Origin of the sequence: Burkholderia sp. BCC1638 (assembly GCF_902833195.1) — a bacterium.
Lineage (GTDB): Bacteria > Pseudomonadota > Gammaproteobacteria > Burkholderiales > Burkholderiaceae > Burkholderia > Burkholderia diffusa.
The window spans coordinates 1-17,481 of record NZ_CADFEC010000042.1 but is presented as its reverse complement, the minus strand read 5'-3'; the positions used below and the strand labels follow the sequence as shown (position 1 = coordinate 17,481).

Sequence of the window (17,481 nt, the reverse complement as noted above, 5' to 3'; positions counted from 1 at the left end):
TCAACCACTCTTAACGGCGACGCCCGATCAAGCGCATGACATGCCTGCGAGGCACGCCGCCACGCAAAACGGTTAATCGTCTGCAGGAGCCACCAGCAGAGCCTGCCGCCACGGTAGGCATTACATATAAACCGTGCGAGCGCAGCAGCGCAACTTGCAGATGGTTGATTAAGCACATTGCATGCCAGCTTCAGGGCTGTTGCCTCTTCAACTTGTGCGAGGTTTCCCATCCTTTTGCGAGCGAGCCCGCCGACGCATTATCGAGCGATGCCGGTGTCGCTCAAGGTCGACCCTTTGTCCCATTTTGGGAATTCTCGTGGGACGGGAGTGGGACGCGGGAACAGGGGCCTGCGCCAACCTGGAGAGATGCGGTGTCGATGTATTTTTAAGAAAAAAATTGAATAGGGATTTTCCCGCAGTATTTGAAATGCGGGCCAGCGTTTTTAGGACGTTTTTTAGGGTGCCCGACGTGTGGTTTATCGTTGGCACGGAACCTGCTTATAACGGTAATCCCACGCCAGTTCCCTTCGATCCTAGGCGAATCAAGACCCCTCTCAAAGGAGCAGCGCTTTGTTAAAAACGTTCATTCGACGCAGCAGGTTGATGGGCATCATGGCGGCGGCCATGCCGGTCGCGCTGGTTTCGGGTGCGGCTCATGCACAAGTGCAAGCGCCCCGCGATGCGCGAGCGATTCTGAGTCAGACATGCGCGGCCTGTCACGCCGCGGAATCAAAGGATTCGTGGAGTCGTATCAGCCATCAGCGTAAAACCCCGGAGGGTTGGTTGCTGACGATCGGCCGGATGCAGACGATGCATGGCTTGACAATTAGCGACGAAGAACGGCGAATTCTCGTTAAATATTTGTCGGATACGCAAGGGCTTGCGCCTTCGGAAACAAAAGACCTGCGCTACGCGCCCGAACAACGCTTGAACACTCAGGAGACCGCTGGCTCGGATGAGTTCAAACAGATGTGTGCGCGTTGTCACTCCGCCGCACGACCATTGCTGCAGCGCCGTCCAGTGCAGGAGTGGGAGCGGCTTGTGAACTTCCACGTTGGACAATTCCCATCGATCGAATATTCGTCGTTGGGGCGCGACCGCGATTGGTTCAAGATCGCGGTGACCGACATTGCGCCGTACCTCGCAAAGAACTTTCCGTATGACAGCAAGGCGTGGGACGACTGGAAGAAAAACCAGCCGCCGGCGACGTCGCTGGCCGGTACATGGAGCTTCAGCGGACACATGCCGGGGAAAGGCGACGCATTCGGTTTGATGACCGTGACGGGCGGCGACAAGGATGGCTTCAAGGTGAAGTTGAAGGGACAGTTTGCGGACGGCAGCCCGTTAGTTGGTGCTGGTACCGCTACGCTTTATACCGGCTACGAATGGCGTGCCAATGTCAAGGTTGGTGGCGTGCTGATGCACCAGGTATTGATGGCCGCTGAAGGTCAATTGAGCGGCCGCATGTACGAAGACGAGCACAGCGAACGAGGTCTCGATTTTAGTGCGGCAAAACTGGGCAAGGCGCACATCCTTGCTGTTCAGCCGGCGTATGTGAAGGCTGGTAGTGAGTCGACGGTGACGATTGTCGGTCCGAATCTCGAAGGAACCCCGGCATTGGGCTCGGGTGTAACGGTTACATCTGTGCTCGAGCGCACGCCTGAGTATCTTCGAGTGCGAGTGAAGTCCAGCAGTGATAGCGTCGCTGGTCCGCGACAGGTTTCTGTCGGCACAGCGCAATCTGATGGTTTCGCAGTCTATCAAGAGGTCAAGGAAGTCAAGGTTCTGCCTAACTACGCAATTGCTCGGATCGGAGGCAATGGCGGTCCAATGCCGAAGGTGCAAGGGCGCTTTGATGCGGAGGCTTGGGGGGTGGATGCGGCTGGCAAGCCGTTCCGAATCGGCTATATGCCGGCGCAATGGTCGGTCGCACCATTCGACGATCAGGCGAAGAACGACAACGACGTCAAGTACGCAGGCGTGATGCAGAGCGCGACCGGTATTTTCACGCCGGCCAACGCTGGGCCGAACCCTCAGCGGCGCAGGTCCAACAACAACACGGGCAATCTGAAGGTCATCGCATCGGTCACCAACGGTAATCGCACCGTTACTGGCACGGGGCAGATGGTCGTTTCGGTTCAGCGCTGGAATAATCCGCCGCTGCCATGATTTGTGCTGTCTCTTTGCCGTCGGGCCGCGCAGGCGGTCCGAGCGGCATTCTCCAGGGCTTCGGTCCGACCAAAACTTAGAGATTGCTAGGAGATTCCCATGGGCGCGCTGTTGAATGTAGTCGAGCGCAATGTGCATGAAGTGCGCGTCGACGATGAGCGTCTGATGTTCCACGTGCCGAGTAGCTCACTGTTCGCTGCCGACGAGCTCACGGCGGCCATCATCGACTCATTGCGTGCTAGTACTTGCACTGCCGAAGAACTATTCGCCCGGCTAGGTACGTCCCCGCGTGGTGACATATCCGAAACGCTTAATGAGCTGATGGCGCTTGAAGTTGTTAGTGATGGCTCCCCGTTGACGCCGGAATTCGCTACGAAGCGCATCGAGCGAACCGCGATCAATACCGTCGTGCTTAACGTCAACACCGGCTGCAATCTGAGTTGTACATATTGCTACAAGGAGGATCTCGACACGCCGTCTGCTGGGCGTCGGATGGACGTCGAGACTGCGAAGGCTTCGGTCGAGATGTTGCTCAAAGAGTCGCCGGATGAACCGCGCTACACGGTTGTGTTCTTCGGCGGTGAGCCACTCAGCAACCGAAAATTGATCGAGCACATGGTCGAATACTGCGAGGTTCGCTTCGGCGCGCTCGGAAAGCAGGTTGATTTTGTAATGACGACCAACGCCACGCTTCTGACTGAAGAGGTCATCGATTGGCTCGACGCGCATCGCTTCGGTTTGTCGATCAGCATTGATGGGCCGAGAAAGATTCATGATTTGAATCGTCGAACGGTTGGTGGTTCGGGCACGTATGACGTTGTGCGCCGCAAGGTCGATATGCTGCTTAAGCGCTACCGCAGCCGCCCTGTCGGCGCGCGCGTGACGTTGACAAGCGGAGTGACCGACATCGAAGGGATCTGGAATCACTTGTTCAACGAGCTTGGTTTTGCGGAAGTCGGCTTTGCGCCCGTCACATCGGGTCAACTTGACTCGTTCAATTTAGGCCCAGACGAACTTGCGCAGGTATTCGCGAACATGAAGGCGCTCGGCCGCCGCTATCTGACGGCGGCGCTCGAAAACCGCAACATCGGCTTCTCGAACTTGCATCAACTAATCACCGACCTGCACGAAGGGAACAAGAAGTCGTTGCCGTGCGGCGCGGGGCTCAAGATGCTCGCAGTCGATCACAAGGGCGACCTGAACCTGTGCCACCGCTTCACGGGCTCAACACTGCCGACGTTCGGCAACGTACGCGATGGTGTCGCGCAGGATCAGCTCAATGACTTCCTGTCGCAGCGCCTCGACCGCAGCGGCACAGGCTGCGACAGCTGCCGAATCCGCAATCTGTGCTCGGGCGGTTGCTATCACGAGAGCTATGCACGCTATGGCGACCCGGCGCACCCGACCTATCACTACTGTGAGTTGATGCGTGACTGGATCGATTTCGGCATTGAGGTCTACAGCCGCATCATTGCAGGAAACCCGGCATTCATCGACAACTACATTACTCCGCGGAAGGCGCACTGACATGAAACACCTAAAGCCGCTTAACAACAAGGCAAAGCAGCTTGAGCAAGCCGCGAAGGAAGACCGGCTCGAAGAAGTTGTCGCGATGACGTCTGTTGCAGGCTGTACTGCTACAACCGACCCAGGCTGGGAAACCGATGCATTCGGAGGCATTGCGTCATTGTGCCAGCCAATGGAGGCGGATCTTTATGGCTGCTCTGATCCGTGTTGGTGGCCCGCTCAGGTGCCGGACACGATGATCACTTACCCGAACTGGAACAAATCCGATTCCGTAGCTAGCACCGACTGGCGCAAGCTTGGCAGCGTGTTTCCGAAGGATAAGTAATCGACACCGCACACACTGGGGAATAAATATGTCAATGAAGAAGTTTTTGGGTATGACTATCGTGTCAGCGATTCTGTCGACTGGCCCGATGGTGAGTGTAGCTGCGACGAATGGCGCGCTAAAGACAGGGCGCGAGTATCTCGCGATTGTTGGTTATCCTAATACTCTGACTGTTGTGGACACATCCAGCGATGAGATATATAAGACATGCTCGTTGCCAGATGCGTTTAATCCGGGGACGGTGACGATTAGTCCAGATAAAACGCGCGCGTATGTACTGAACAATCGATACGGCGATCTTTACGGTGTAGAGCTTGATACATGCAAGGTTGTATTCCATGCGGATCTCTCGGACCGACCCGGTGAACGCGTGAAATCGATGTTCTCCATTGCGGTGAGCCCTGATGGCAAGGAGGTATACAGCGTCGTCAACCCAACCAAGCTCAATCGCGACACCTATGAAGTTCAGACTCCGCGTCTACAAGTGTACTCGACCAGTGGTGGCATGGATGCAAAGCCGATCCGAACGTTTCCTGTCCCGCGTCAACTCGGGGTTATGATGGCTGCGAACGACGGATCTTTGTATATTTCAGGTGCGGATGTCTACCGCATGGACGTGAAATCCGGGAAACTCGACGTCGCTGTTGCGGTTCGGAACTGGAAAAGGCCGCTTTATGGGCAGCCAGACGTTTTGAATGCGTGGCCGCAGCAACTTCCACAGAATTCGTTCGATTCGATTTACACTGCCGATCGCTTCAAAGACGAGAAGAAGACTCCCGGTACAAATGAAACGATGTATGGTTACATTGACATCGACCTTGCGACCGGCAAGGTGTCGCTGAAGGACTTCGCTCCTGTTGCGGAAGTGTTTTTCAGTGGTGTACGTTCTCCAACAAATCCGGATATTGTGTATGTCGTCGGAAATCGACTCGCGAAATTCAATTCGAAGACCGAAAAGCTTGTTGGCGAGGCACCGCTTGATCACACTTACTACGTGTTGGCGCTGAATAAAGCCGGCAAGAAGGTATATGTAGCAGGAGCGGCTAATTCAATTAGCGTAATCGATGCGGACACAATGAAGAAAATCAAGGAGATTCGCTTGAGCGGTGATACCGCACAAGCTACTCCTCAAATCTTCATGCGATGACTTGCTAGGTGCGCTGGGCTCACCGAAAGCGTATTCCGCGTCCAGCTCTATTGCTGGCGCGGACGCCGGACTACAGTGCCCTCGGTACCTCCGCGAGCAATGTGGTGCAGGTTGCAGACGTCATGCCAATGCGCTTACCAGCTGTTTTCGGTGCGGTGTTGTGGTCTATCGCGGGCCGCAGCAAACGGGCGCTCGCATTGGCGTGGTGACGTCGCTGTCGCACGCCCGCAAGATATTCGATTTCGAGAAGGGGCTCGCGCAGACATTCACAATGTCGTCGATATCACGATACGCCTCATGTCACCTGAAACATGAAGCGCAGCGGCAACAGCTCACCTGAGAAACGCTCGGATCGGCACGTGAGCACGTACCTGGCCAACGCGAACGCGAATACATCAAGCAGTTCTTAAACCGTGGCTGATGGAAAGAAGCCGTGGAACGGTACGCGCTATCAGTCTGGCGCAAGCTCATTTGAGTTGAAACGAGGTCATTCGATCGAGACCGACCATTGCGTGGGAAATTATGAGATGCGAGAAGGTGAAATATGACGGTACGCTGAGAGATTTAGCGGCCAGTTGATTTTAGTAGTTGTCTATAAGAAAAGGAATATTTGTATGGCGGTACTTGGCATGTATCCGACTTTCTACGTTCCAGGCATTGGCACAGCCTGGGTAATGGGCATCATCGGCGTGATTCACGTCGTTGCGTCCCATACGTCGGTCGGTGCATCGTTTCTGTTCGCCCTGCTCGAAACACGCGCCTATCGTGAAAACAAACCGCAGTTGATGGAATTCATCAAGAAGTACGGGATGTTTCTACTCGTTTTCTCGTACATTATCGGCTCGATCACGGGTCCAGGTATTTGGTATGCGATAACCGTCGCGAGCCCGCGCGGTGTTAGCGGCCTAATCCACAACTTCGTGTGGGTCTGGGCGAGCGAATGGGTCTACTTCACTGTCGAGGTGATTGGCGTATACGCGCTCGTCTACCTGATCGGCAAGGTCGATCCAAAGACCCACCTGAAGCTCACCTGGTCGTTCGCGCTCGCGTCGTGGGCGACGATGCTTCTGATTGTTGGAATCTTGTCGTTCATGATGTGGCCTGGAAGCGATCGCTGGTACCAGACCGGCTCGACGAGCGATGCATTCTTCAATGTCAATTTCTTCGCCCAACTCGGCACGCGCACCGGCGCGATGCTGGTGATGGCCGCGGTCGTCGGCCTGCTAATAGCAAGCCGAGTGAGTGACCTTGACCAGCGCCGAGACGTCGTGCGCTTGCTAGCCCCCCTTGGGCTCGTCGGAGGTCTCGTCGCGGTGCTGATGTTCCTGTACTACCTGCGTACGCTGCCGAATAACGCGATTGTTATGCTCAACGCGAATCTTCTTCCAGTCTACGGCAAGGAGATGGTTTGCGTGTTCGTCGTCGCGACGCTGTGGCTGCTCTTCGCGTGGTGGCGCCCGCAGCAGGTCTCCACATCGCTAGCGGTGGCGATGTTCCTCTTTATCGCGGTGTTTGGAGTCTGGCCGGAGGAGCGGATGCGCGAATCGATGCGTAAGCCTTACGTCGCCGGCCAGTACATTTACGGCAACCAGGTTATCGCGCGTGACGTGCCGGCAAAGGGGATCGAGTCCGAGGTCGACACGATCGCCGCATACGGTCTGCTGAAGCTGAACCCATTCGTGCCAGACCGGCTGCGCGCCGTGACGGATGCGAACGAACTCGAGGTAGGCCGGCTGCTGGCAAAGATGGCCTGTGCGAATTGCCACTCGTTAGAGCCGGGCGGGCCGCTGCGAAACCTGCCCGGCAAGTTTCACTATGCGCCCGACGCGGACATGATCGCCGCCTTCATGAAGGGCCCGCTCAAGCATGGCACACAGCCATACATGCCACGCATCGATTTGCCCGACGACGAGATCCGCGCAATCTCCAGCTACCTCGCGACGGTGAACGCCGGAAAAAACGTGAACCGAATGATTGCACAGCAACAAGCGTCGATCGTACCCGCATCGACAAGGAAGTAAGGCCATGGATATCGGAACTGTGATGAACACGATGCGCGATCCAGCTGGACTGCCCGCCCAGCCGATCGTGTTTCAGGTGCTGATGGTGATTACCTGGGTCCTGCATATCGCATTCGTGCATCTAGCGCTCGGCAGCGCTGGGCTCGCTATTGTCGCGTTTCACCGGCGTGGCGTGGGCCCGTACTGGGAGCGGCTGTCGTTCGCGTTGACCAAGGTTGCGAAGGTCGCAGTGTCGCTACTGATAGTGCTCGGCGTCGGCCCCTTGCTATTTACGCAAGTGATCTACGACCCGCAGTGGTACACGTCGAACGTGCTGTCTGGGCGCTGGGCGATTGCATTCATCTTTACGCTAATCGTCGGCTATTGCTGCTGGTTCGCCTTCTACCACGGCAATCACTCGGGTTCTAAGGCGCGTATCGGCCTTTACGCATGGAGTGCGCTCGCGCTGTTCTGCCTAGACGGTCTCATCATGCACGCACTGTCCTATCAGGAACTTCTGCCGCAGCAGTGGATTCAGTGGTACGCGCAGGGCGGCGCTGTTGATACGCGCGGAGCGGCGCTACACGCGATTGAATGGGCGCGCTACTTGTTCATCATGGGCTTGTCTGTGCCGGGTGTCGGCGTGTTCCTGCTCGTCTACGCGCAATACTTCGCCGGTCGCGCCGATCGTGAACCGGGATATCTCTCATTCGTGTGTGGACTCGGGCAGCGTATCGCTCGATGGGGATTTACGCTGTCTGTCGTGACATCACTCGCATGGCAAGCCGATTTGCCGCACGCGAGCGGGCTCACGCAGCACCCGGTTGGCTGGTTGCTCGTCGCTGGCCTGGTCGTGATGGCGTGGTGGATGCATCGGTTCGCGCCGGAAACGCATGGCTACCTGCCGGCTGTCGCGAGCGTTGCGTTGCTTGCAATTCTCTCGCTGTGGCGGGAAGTCATTCGCATTGCCTACCTGCGACCATTCGGCTATGACGTGCATAGCTACCCTGTCCACTTCGACTGGCCGTCAACGTTCCTATTCTTTACAACGCTCACGGGAATCGGTGGGTTTGTCGGCGGTTTCTATCTGATGCTGCTGTACCGTGCGGGCAGGGTCCAGAACTGCTACACCGCCGAGCGCCCGGTCGGGCGCCTTGGTACTGGAGCGCTGGCGGTGCTTGGGCTCTGGATAGCCGTGTTCCTCGCCTACGGGATTGCGATCTCGTATCGCAACAGCTTCATTTGATCTGCGGTAAATGCTTCAGAAATCGTTCACATGAAATCGACTCTTTTTGCTGGTCTCACGCTGCTGATTATTAATAACGCTGCCCACGCGCAGGCGATCGACACGGTTCCCGATGTAGGTGCCGGTGCGCGCCGCGCCGCGGTCTGCTTCGCCTGTCATAACACAAACGGAATCGCGAGGATTCCTGGTGTGCCGGATCTCGCGGGTCAGAATTCTGACTATCTGGAGGCTGCGCTGCACGCGTACCGCGACGGGCAAACGCGCCAGAACCCGACGATGAATGCGATGGCAAAACCGCTGTCAGACCGCGACATCGTCAACATCGCCACGTATTTCGGGAGCTTGCCGCGCGTCGCCGACTGAGTTGTTCCATTAGGGGGTGTACGTTTCATTCGTTCGGGCAGTCTGAGCGATATTACGCCAATGGCGTACGCGCGATACCTGGCTGATATAGAAGTCTGTTATCCAAAGTATTGGACGCTGTGACTGGGTGGGGCGTATAAATAGACTAAACGAACTTCACTCTTGCAGTTTGCGCCACGATTTGAGATCGATTGAATGAATAGAAGAATTCGTTCGAGATTCTCCAGAAGTTTTCAGGAACATGATTCCGAGTAGGTGGGCGTGACTTCAGTCAATTATTCTGAGGATTGAGAACTGGAGATGGTAGCTATGAATTCCAAAGTATTCGACACGAAAGAAGTACGGGACCTTCTGAAAGCCGCGGCCAATATTGAAGCCACGAGCGGCAATCTTCGCGCCAAGGAGATAGTTCATCGCCTGCTGGGTGATCTTTTCAAGGCCATCGCTGATCTCGATATTACGCCCGACGAAGTTTGGGCCGGCGTGAACTACCTGAACAAGCTCGGCCAGGACGGAGAAGCTGCGCTTCTTGCTGCCGGCTTGGGACTCGAAAAGTACCTCGACATCCGCATGGACGCCGAGGATAAGGCTATCGGCATTAACGACGGTACACCGCGAACCATTGAGGGACCTCTTTATGTGGCTGGGGCGCCGCTGCGCGATGGTGTATCCAGGATCGACATCAATCCTGATGCGGATTCAGGCCCGCTTGTCATCCGCGGTACTGTCACCGGACCAGATGGAGAGCCCGTTGCCGGGGCGGTCGTCGAATGCTGGCATGCCAATTCGAAGGGCTTTTACTCGCATTTCGATCCGACGGGCGCTCAAAGCGAATTTAACTTGCGCGGCGCGGTCAGGACTGGTGCCGACGGCAGGTACGAATTCCGCACGCTGATGCCGGTTGGTTACGGCTGCCCGCCACTCGGTGCGACGCAGCAGCTGTTGAATGAACTTGCCCGCCATGGCAATCGTCCTGCGCATGTGCACTTCTTTGTCACCAGTCGCAATCACCGCAAGCTGACGACCCAGTTCAACATCGAAGGCGATCCGCTTATCTGGGACGACTTCGCGTACGCCACACGCGAGGAACTGATTCCTCATGTTGCGGACATGACCGGTGGTACGGCGTTGGGCCTGAAGGCCGACACATATCAGGACATCGAGTTCAACTTCGTGCTGACCCCGCTGGTTCAGGGCGTTGATAACCAGATTGTCCATCGCCGGCGCGCTTCGGCCACGGCGTAACTGCCCGGTATGGCAGCGGTGCGCTAGCACTGCCGCCAATCGGGGAAATGTGGAGTCATTCGACATAGATGCGCGAACTCTGTGCACGATCAGATTCGCGTTCTGGAGAGCAAACATGTCCATCATTATTGACAGAGCTAACGAATTGGATCATCTGCTGTCGACCGCAGTGCAAGATGACAGGCAGGCCGGTGTTTTTCGTTGCCGCCGCGATATCTTCACTAACGCCGATTTGTTCGAACTGGAGATGAAGCATATCTTCGAGAACAACTGGGTGTACTTGGCCCACGAGAGCCAGATCCCGAACAACAACGATTACTACACGACGTGGATCGGCCGCCAGCCGATCGTGATCACGCGCGACAAGACCGGCGAGCTGCACGCGGTGATCAATGCCTGCGCGCACAAGGGTGCGATGCTGTGCCGGCGCAAGCACGGCAACAAGGGCAGCTTCACGTGCCCGTTCCACGGCTGGACCTTCTCGAACACCGGCAAGCTGCTGAAGGTGAAGGACGAGAAGACCACCGAGTATCCGGTGCAGTTCAACACCCACGGGTCGCACGACCTGAAGAAGGTTGCGCGCTTCGCGAACTATCGCGGCTTCCTGTTCGGCAGCCTCAGCGCCGACGTGCTGCCGCTCGAGGACTACCTCGGCGAGACGCGCGTCATCATCGACCAGATCGTCGCCCAGGCGCCGAACGGGCTCGAAGTGCTGCGCGGCAACTCCTCCTACATTTACGAAGGCAACTGGAAGATGCAGATGGAGAACGGTTGCGACGGCTATCACGTCAGCACCGTGCACTGGAACTACGCGGCCACGATGGGCCGCCGGAAGGAAGCCGGAACCAAGGCGGTCGATGCGAACAGCTGGAGCAAGTCGGTCGCGGGCGTGTACGGATTCGACAACGGCCACATCCTGCTGTGGACCAAGACGATGAACCCGGAAGTGCGCCCGGTGTACCAGCACCGCGACGAGATCAAGGCACGCGTCGGCGAAGTGCAGGCCGATTTCATCGTGAACCAGACGCGCAACCTGTGCGTGTACCCGAACGTGTTCCTGATGGACCAGTTCAGCACGCAGATCCGCGTAGTGCGTCCGCTCGGCGTCGACAAGACCGAAGTCACCATTTTCTGCTTCGCGCCGAAGGGTGAGAGCGAAGCGGACCGCGCGACTCGGATCCGCCAGTACGAGGACTTCTTCAACGTGACTGGGATGGGCACGGCCGACGACCTTGAGGAATTCCGCGCGTGCCAGGCTGGCTATGCGGGCATCACGGCGATGTGGAACGACCTGTCGCGCGGCGCACCGCTGTGGGTCGACGGGCCGGACGACAACGCGAGGAAAATGGGACTGAACCCGCGCATTTCGGGCGAGCGCAGCGAGGACGAAGGGCTGTTCGTGTGCCAGCACGAACACTGGGTGCACGTGATGCGCGATGCGCTGAAGAAGGAACGCGGGGAGGTGGCGGCATGAACATCGATTACCGGACCATTTGCGCGACGCTGTATCGCGAAGCGCGCCTGCTCGACGAACGCGAGTGGGACGAGTGGCTGACCTGCTACGCGGAGGACGTCACATACTGGATGCCTGCGTGGGACGACGAGGACCGGTTGACCGACGATCCGCACAGCCAGATCTCGCTGATGTACTACGCGGATCGCGGCGGCCTCGAGGATCGCGTGTTCCGGATCAAGACCGAGCGCAGCGGCGCGTCGACGCCCGAGCCGCGCACGAGCCACAACGTGACGAATGTCGAGGTGCTGGCCGAGCGCGACGGCGAGGTGGACGTGCGCTACAACTTCCACACGCTCAACCACCGCTACCGCGTGACCGATCACTTCTTCGGCACGATGTTCGTCACGCTGCGCCGCGCAGGCGATGCGCTGCTGATTTCGCACAAGAAGATCGTGCTGAAGAACGACTACATCCGGCAGGTGCTCGACGTTTACCACGTCTGACGCTGTTGTTTTGTCATGAAAAGAAGTGGAGGTGACACCATGTCCACCTACAAGATTGCACTGAATTTCGAGGACGGGGTAACCCGCTTTATCGATTGCAAGGCCGGCGAGAAGGTACTCGACGCCGCCTTCCGCGCGAAGATCAACCTGCCGATGGATTGCTCCGACGGCGTGTGCGGCACCTGCAAGTGCCGCGCCGAAAGCGGCCGCTACGACCTCGGCGACGACTACATCGACGACGCGCTCACCGAGGATGAAAAGGACGGCGGCCTCGTGCTGACGTGCCAGATGGTGCCGCAAAGCGATTGCGTGATCGCGGTGCCGACTTCGTCGGTCGCGTGCAAGACCGGGCAGAGCGGCTTTGCCGCGACGGTCACGAAGGTCGAGCAGCACAACGACGCGGCCGTCGTGCTCGAACTCGACGTCGGCGCGGCCGCGCCTGTGTTCCTGCCGGGCCAGTACGTGAACATCGACGTGCCCGCGAGCGGCCAGCATCGCTCTTATTCGTTCTCGTCGGCGCCGGCCGACGCGAAGGTCAGCTTCCTGATCAAGAAGATTCCCGGCGGCGTGATGAGCACGTGGCTCGAATCGGCGCAGCCGGGCGACACGCTGGAACTGCACGGGCCGCTCGGCAGCTTTTACCTGCGCGAGGTGCAGCGGCCGCTGCTGTTCCTTGCGGGCGGCACGGGTCTCGCGCCGTTCCTGTCGATGCTCGAAGTGCTGGCGCGCAGCGGCTCGCAGCAGAAGGTGCACCTGATCTACGGCGTGACGCGTGATCTCGACCTCGTGCTGGTCGACGCGATCGAAGCGTATGCGGCGAAACTGCCGAACTTCAGTTTCGCGACGGTCATCGCGGATGCCGCGTCGGACCATCCGCGCAAGGGCTGGGTCACGCAGCACATCCCGGCCGATGCGCTGAACGACGGCGACGTCGACGTGTACCTGTGCGGGCCGCCGCCGATGGTCGACGCGGTGCGCAAGTATTTCGACGACGAAGGCGTGAAGCCGAACAGCTTCCACTACGAGAAGTTCACCCCCAACGTCACGGCAAAGGCGGCATGACTATGCAACGATTCTCCGGCAAGGTCGTCGTCGTCACCGGCGCGGCGCAGGGTATCGGCCGAGGCGTCGCGCTGCGCGCGGCGGCCGAGGGCGGCAGCGTGCTGTTCGTCGATCGCGCGGATTTCGTCGCCGAGGTGGCGGCCGAGGCGCCCGGCGGCGAGACGGCGGGCTTCGTCGCCGATCTCGAAACCTACGAAGGCGCGCACGCGGCGATCGCGTATGCGGTGCAGACGTTCGGCGGCATCGACATCCTGATCAACGGCGTCGGCGGCGCGATTCGCATGCGCCCGTTCGCCGAATTCGAGCCGGCGCAGATCGACGCGGAAATCCGCCGCTCGCTGATGCCGACGCTTTATACCTGTCACGCCGTGCTGCCGCACCTGATCGCGCGCGGCGGCGGCACGATCGTCAACGTCTCGTCGAACGCGACGCGCGGCATCCGTCGCGTGCCGTATTCGGCGGCGAAAGGCGGCGTCAACGCGCTGACGTCGGCGCTCGCGATGGAGTACGCGGAGCACAACATTCGTGTCGTCGCCACCGCGCCGGGCGGCACCAGCGCGCCGCCGCGCCGCGTGCCGCGCAATGCGGCCGGCGACAGCGCACAGGAACAGGCATGGATGGGCGAGGCCGTGCGGCAGGTGACCGAATCGACGTACTTCAAGCGCTACGGCAGCCTCGACGAGCAGATCGCGCCGATCCTGTTCCTCGCGTCCGACGAGGCGAGCTACATCACCGGCACGGTGCTGCCGGTCGCGGGCGGCGATACGGGTTGAGCAGTACGCCGCTTGCCTTTGTTCATCGACAGTCAGACGGCCCGCGCGAAGACGCCGAACAGTGTGGTTGCTCAACGATCCGGGCAGCAATCGCCATCTTGGCATCAAGCCTTTCGTTTATCTTCCCACCGGCAGCTACAACGTCAATCATGCGCTGACTCTCGTTGAAAGCCGCTGGAATTTCTCGCTGAGATTGAACTCTTGCGTGCGAGTCACGGTGTTCAAAAGAACATTTTTTGCTTGACATTCCCACTAGAGGAAACCGTCGTGCTGACGGTCGGGTCAGTCCCCTGAGGCTCTCGCCCGCTTTTGCAATTTCCTTCAGACTCCGCCGCTGAGTCCCCGGGTTCAATGAAAGTCATTGTGTGGCCCGTTCGGTCGACTCTACGCAAAACTACGATCAAGTCGCAATGGTGTCGTGGTTTTCAGGCGACCTGGCGGTGAAAGTCCAACAAGTCTCAATCCTACTGCGCTCCAGAGAAGTCCGCTCCATGTTCAAGCCAGACTCCCGAATCCTCCTGTTGGGCATCTTTGCCTCTCTTTGCTTCATGGGCGGTATCGCCAAGGCTGCGTCGGTGATTGGTATTGCGTCGATCCTATTTCCTGAACTTGCGGCGCTTTCTTACGACGTCTTCGTCCGGCCGTGCGGATATGGGCGCGCGCGCCATTGATGCTCACGATCACGCCCGTAATTGCAGCTCTGTTGGGCGTAGCTGTTACCCACTACATGCCATATGGACCTTGGTCGATCGCAGCATGCGTCCTCGGGTCGATCGCGATCATCAAGGTACTGCGATCACCCGTGGCGCCAGCAATTTCAGCCTGCTTTCTGGCGTTGGCGCTAGGCGAGACGAGTTGGTAGTATCCTGCTTCGATACTAGTCGGAACCTGCTTACTCGCTGGTCTGTCGATGGCGCACCAGGGGCTTTTTGCCGCCAGCGAACTTTCAACACGGTCTAGCCCGGTTGACGTTCTCGATGACGAACTGGAGCGTGTACCTCGGCAATTCACATGGGTGCCGTTCTTTACAGCATTCTTGCTGCTTGCATATCTTGTTTCGACGTGGGTGGGGATCAGGATGATCTTCTTCCCACCCCTCGTCGTCATTGCTTTCGAGATGTTTGCGCACGCAGACATATGGCCATGGGCGCAACGTCCTATTATATTGCCATGTGTTTGCATGATCACAGCAGCGGCTGGTGTAGCTGCGCTCGCTCTCTTTGGACCAGGCTTCGAATCAACGATCCTTGCTATGCTGGCCGGGGTCGTGACGTTGCGTCTCAGTCGCGTGTACGTTACTCCTGCGCTTGCGGTCGGTCTTTTGCCACAGGTCATGCCCCATGCCAACTGGATTTTTCCGCTGGCCGTTGGTATCGGAAGCGCATTGTTGACATTGTCTTTTCTTACCTTCAGGCAATTCTCGTCGGTCGACCAACGAGTGCCGGATTGAGAGGGCGAGGAGTGGCTTTCTGAAACGTTGCGTGTGAGGGCTACACCGATAATTGCCAGGCGACGCAGAGGCACGGCCGTGCTTCGAGTTCGCATGCACCGCTGTTCCACTGACCGGATCGAAGAATTGTGCTGTGACTGTTGCCCGACCTCACAACGGCAGTGCCATGAAGCCTTTGGAAGTGACTGATGGCGCTGGCACTCCTGATTGTCACCGATGTGGAGGCAGAATCGAGAGGCGCCGAGAAGCTGCTGTTGGGGTCAGTGCACTTGATGAGTTGTGTGTTGAGTCCGCTGATTCCGCTTCGGTCGCTGCCCGGAGTGAACCAGCCCGAACCTTGAACCGATCGGTGCGATCGGAATTGTGCGGGGAAAATTGGCGCGAGTAGACTCGATGCATCGCTCTGGTGTGTGGTCCCGTATGAAACTTCCTGACAAGCAATTGAGTCGTGAAAGTGATTCTCCTGCGTTTTGGCGCGAGCAGGAGATGTTGCTCTTCCAGAATGTCATGAATCTGGTAGGGAAGAGCCTTACTCCGGATATCGTCCTGAGGGAGATCTTGCATTTGATGTCGGAACTGCTCGGTTTGAATCGTGGCCGTGTGGTTCTCAAAGATCCCGATGGCGAGACCTGCCGGATCAGGCATGCATACGGCTTAACGCGGTCCGAAATCGACCGTGGCCGCTACCGTCTCGACGAAGGCGTGACAGGCCACGTGCTCGCCCATGGACAATTGGTGATCGTGCAAAATATCGATCGCGACGATGTTTTCCTTGCACGTGCTGTCGCGCGCAAAGATCTACCGCCGGGTCCTGTTTCGTTTATCGCGTTGCCCGTTCGCATCGACGATCAGACGGTCGGCGTACTCGCCTGCCATCGCATTCGCACACGTCATCGCGCGATCGCGAACGATGTGTCGATGCTACGCATCCTCGCAACATTGATTGGACAGTTGCTGCAACTACAGACGATTCTCGAAGCAAAGACACGCGCACTCGAAGAACAAAATCGCATCCTTTTGCATGCGCTGGAACACGAAAGCGCTCGCTATGGGATCGTCGGGACATCGGCGCCATTGCTCAAGGCGATATCCGAGCTCGAACGAGTATCGGATGCGACGGCTAGCGTCCTGTTGCTTGGGGAATCGGGCACTGGTAAGGAACTATTCGCGAGGGCGCTCCACCTCGCGAGCCGGCGACGCGACAAGCCATTCATCAAGGTGAATTGCGCGGCAATTCCCGACTCACTATTCGAGTCGGAGCTGTTCGGGTATGAGCGTGGTGCATTCACTGGAGCGAACACAGGCCGACAGGGCCTATTCGAGCAGGCGTCGTCGGGGACCATTTTTCTCGATGAAATCGGTGAGTTACCCTTGTCGATGCAAGGCAAGTTATTGCGCGCACTTCAGGAGGGGATGATCACACGACTCGGTGGGAAGCACGAGATTCGCGTTGATATCCGGCTTGTCGCGGCGACGAATCGAACGCTCGAAAAAGAAGTGAGCGAAGGGCGCTTCAGGCAGGATCTGTTTTATCGGTTGAATGTCATTCCGATCACACTCCCGTCGCTTGCCGAGCGAAAAAGCGATATTCGTGCGTTGGCGCTGCATTTCCTCAACCGGACGAATCAGGCGAACCAGCGTAATGTCAGCCTATCGGCCGACGCCTATCGGCGTCTGGAAGAGCATACATGGCCAGGAAACATTCGCGAACTGTCGAACTTCATCGAGCGAGTCGTGCTACTTGCGGAAAAAGCTATTCTGGAGGCTGACGATATCGATCGCTTCATGCCCGCTGCGGAACTCGTGGATAAGAAGGCTTCGGTGGAACGGTCGCTGCCGGGACATCATCACGCCTCCGTCGCGCGGCCTTATCTGACGAACAATTCGCATACGGCGGAGCAACTTAAGGAAGCGTTGCGCACGAGCGGAAACAAGTCGCGCGCAGCTCAGATACTCGGACTCACGCCGAGGCAATTCAATTACCGCTGGAAGAAAGTCGTGAAGTCCTAGTCGGTACGACTCCCGTGAGGTCGGGCTTGCCTGTCGCAAGGCGACAAAGACGGGTTGGCATCGCTGCCAGAGCCGCATGGTGCGTATTTCGGCGAACGTGATCAGCGATTTCGGTTGAACGTGATCAGTGGTTCCGATTGATGGTGATCGGCCGTTTCGGTCGAAGGTGATCGCTGATCACCGGTTTCCGAAACGAGCGATCATC

Annotated in this window: 16 protein-coding genes; all 16 read left to right on the top strand. The window is 58.0% G+C overall.

Features of this window, described 5'->3' with window-relative positions; translation table 11 throughout:
• Positions 1 to 570: 570 nt before the first annotated feature.
• The 16 genes from peaA to HWX22_RS29245 all read left to right on the top strand — a co-directional run bounded on the left by peaA (position 571) and on the right by HWX22_RS29245 (position 17,276).
• A complete protein-coding gene (peaA, locus tag HWX22_RS29320) occupies positions 571 to 2,169 on the top strand; it encodes a quinohemoprotein amine dehydrogenase subunit alpha (RefSeq protein ID WP_208456499.1) in 1,599 nt (532 codons plus the stop codon).
• Between the two features lie 99 nt (positions 2,170 to 2,268).
• Positions 2,269 to 3,696: a quinohemoprotein amine dehydrogenase maturation protein gene (gene peaB, locus HWX22_RS29315; RefSeq protein ID WP_043179570.1), complete on the top strand. Its 1,428-nt coding sequence runs from the start codon at positions 2,269 to 2,271 to the stop codon at positions 3,694 to 3,696.
• 1 nt (position 3,697) lies between these two features.
• Complete coding sequence (gene qhpC, locus HWX22_RS29310; RefSeq protein WP_175912428.1) at positions 3,698 to 4,021, top strand: quinohemoprotein amine dehydrogenase subunit gamma; 324 nt, start codon at positions 3,698 to 3,700, stop codon at positions 4,019 to 4,021.
• A 34-nt stretch (positions 4,022 to 4,055) separates the two neighbouring features.
• A complete protein-coding gene (gene peaD / locus HWX22_RS29305; RefSeq protein ID WP_175916900.1) occupies positions 4,056 to 5,168 on the top strand; it encodes a quinohemoprotein amine dehydrogenase subunit beta in 1,113 nt (370 codons plus the stop codon).
• Between the two features lie 614 nt (positions 5,169 to 5,782).
• Complete coding sequence (locus HWX22_RS29300; protein WP_175912429.1) at positions 5,783 to 7,189, top strand: cytochrome c; 1,407 nt, start codon at positions 5,783 to 5,785, stop codon at positions 7,187 to 7,189.
• Positions 7,190 to 7,193: 4 nt separating this feature from the next.
• Complete coding sequence (locus tag HWX22_RS29295; RefSeq protein ID WP_043179565.1) at positions 7,194 to 8,414, top strand: hypothetical protein; 1,221 nt, start codon at positions 7,194 to 7,196, stop codon at positions 8,412 to 8,414.
• 30 nt (positions 8,415 to 8,444) lie between these two features.
• Positions 8,445 to 8,777, top strand: a complete 333-nt coding sequence (locus HWX22_RS29290) for a cytochrome c (protein ID WP_175912430.1) — start codon at positions 8,445 to 8,447, stop codon at positions 8,775 to 8,777.
• A 309-nt stretch (positions 8,778 to 9,086) separates the two neighbouring features.
• A complete protein-coding gene (gene catA / locus HWX22_RS29285; protein ID WP_175912431.1) occupies positions 9,087 to 10,022 on the top strand; it encodes a catechol 1,2-dioxygenase in 936 nt (311 codons plus the stop codon).
• A gap of 115 nt (positions 10,023 to 10,137) precedes the next feature.
• Positions 10,138 to 11,496 (top strand): Rieske 2Fe-2S domain-containing protein, encoded by a 1,359-nt coding sequence (locus HWX22_RS29280; protein WP_175912432.1) that lies wholly within the window; start codon positions 10,138 to 10,140, stop codon positions 11,494 to 11,496.
• The gene (gene benB, locus HWX22_RS29275) at positions 11,493 to 11,981 is read left to right on the top strand and encodes a benzoate 1,2-dioxygenase small subunit (protein WP_175912433.1); all 489 of its coding nucleotides are present in this window, start codon (positions 11,493 to 11,495) and stop codon (positions 11,979 to 11,981) included. Before HWX22_RS29280 ends, benB begins: the two co-directional genes overlap by 4 nt.
• A 39-nt stretch (positions 11,982 to 12,020) precedes the next feature.
• Positions 12,021 to 13,043, top strand: coding sequence for a benzoate 1,2-dioxygenase electron transfer component BenC (benC, locus tag HWX22_RS29270; protein ID WP_175912436.1), 1,023 nt, complete (start codon positions 12,021 to 12,023; stop codon positions 13,041 to 13,043).
• Positions 13,040 to 13,816, top strand: a complete 777-nt coding sequence (gene benD, locus HWX22_RS29265; protein ID WP_175912438.1) for a benzoate diol dehydrogenase BenD — start codon at positions 13,040 to 13,042, stop codon at positions 13,814 to 13,816. Before benC ends, benD begins: the two co-directional genes overlap by 4 nt.
• 61 nt (positions 13,817 to 13,877) lie before the next feature.
• On the top strand, positions 13,878 to 14,060 hold the full coding sequence (locus HWX22_RS29260; RefSeq protein ID WP_175865953.1) for a transporter: 183 nt from the start codon (positions 13,878 to 13,880) through the stop codon (positions 14,058 to 14,060).
• A gap of 166 nt (positions 14,061 to 14,226) precedes the next feature.
• The gene (locus tag HWX22_RS29255; protein ID WP_208456632.1) at positions 14,227 to 14,487 is read left to right on the top strand and encodes a hypothetical protein; all 261 of its coding nucleotides are present in this window, start codon (positions 14,227 to 14,229) and stop codon (positions 14,485 to 14,487) included.
• A 239-nt stretch (positions 14,488 to 14,726) separates the two neighbouring features.
• Positions 14,727 to 15,266: a hypothetical protein gene (locus HWX22_RS29250; protein ID WP_051889734.1), complete on the top strand. Its 540-nt coding sequence runs from the start codon at positions 14,727 to 14,729 to the stop codon at positions 15,264 to 15,266.
• Positions 15,267 to 15,686: 420 nt separating this feature from the next.
• Complete coding sequence (locus HWX22_RS29245; protein ID WP_051889733.1) at positions 15,687 to 17,276, top strand: sigma-54-dependent Fis family transcriptional regulator; 1,590 nt, start codon at positions 15,687 to 15,689, stop codon at positions 17,274 to 17,276.
• The last annotated feature ends 205 nt before the right edge of the window (positions 17,277 to 17,481 follow it).

Excerpts from the sequence above, each read along its gene's own strand:
- peaB (WP_043179570.1), top strand. The coding sequence starts at position 2,269 with ATGGGCGCGCTGTTGAATGTAGTCGAGCGCAATGTGCATGAAGTGCGC.
- qhpC (WP_175912428.1), top strand. The coding sequence starts at position 3,698 with ATGAAACACCTAAAGCCGCTTAACAACAAGGCAAAGCAGCTTGAGCAA.
- peaD (WP_175916900.1), top strand. The coding sequence starts at position 4,056 with ATGAAGAAGTTTTTGGGTATGACTATCGTGTCAGCGATTCTGTCGACT.
- HWX22_RS29300 (WP_175912429.1), top strand. The coding sequence starts at position 5,783 with ATGGCGGTACTTGGCATGTATCCGACTTTCTACGTTCCAGGCATTGGC.
- HWX22_RS29295 (WP_043179565.1), top strand. The coding sequence starts at position 7,194 with ATGGATATCGGAACTGTGATGAACACGATGCGCGATCCAGCTGGACTG.
- HWX22_RS29290 (WP_175912430.1), top strand. The coding sequence starts at position 8,445 with ATGAAATCGACTCTTTTTGCTGGTCTCACGCTGCTGATTATTAATAAC.
- catA (WP_175912431.1), top strand. The coding sequence starts at position 9,087 with ATGAATTCCAAAGTATTCGACACGAAAGAAGTACGGGACCTTCTGAAA.
- HWX22_RS29280 (WP_175912432.1), top strand. The coding sequence starts at position 10,138 with ATGTCCATCATTATTGACAGAGCTAACGAATTGGATCATCTGCTGTCG.
- benB (WP_175912433.1), top strand. The coding sequence starts at position 11,493 with ATGAACATCGATTACCGGACCATTTGCGCGACGCTGTATCGCGAAGCG.
- benC (WP_175912436.1), top strand. The coding sequence starts at position 12,021 with ATGTCCACCTACAAGATTGCACTGAATTTCGAGGACGGGGTAACCCGC.
- benD (WP_175912438.1), top strand. The coding sequence starts at position 13,040 with ATGACTATGCAACGATTCTCCGGCAAGGTCGTCGTCGTCACCGGCGCG.
- HWX22_RS29255 (WP_208456632.1), top strand. The coding sequence starts at position 14,227 with ATGGTGTCGTGGTTTTCAGGCGACCTGGCGGTGAAAGTCCAACAAGTC.
- HWX22_RS29250 (WP_051889734.1), top strand. The coding sequence starts at position 14,727 with ATGGCGCACCAGGGGCTTTTTGCCGCCAGCGAACTTTCAACACGGTCT.
- HWX22_RS29245 (WP_051889733.1), top strand. The coding sequence starts at position 15,687 with ATGAAACTTCCTGACAAGCAATTGAGTCGTGAAAGTGATTCTCCTGCG.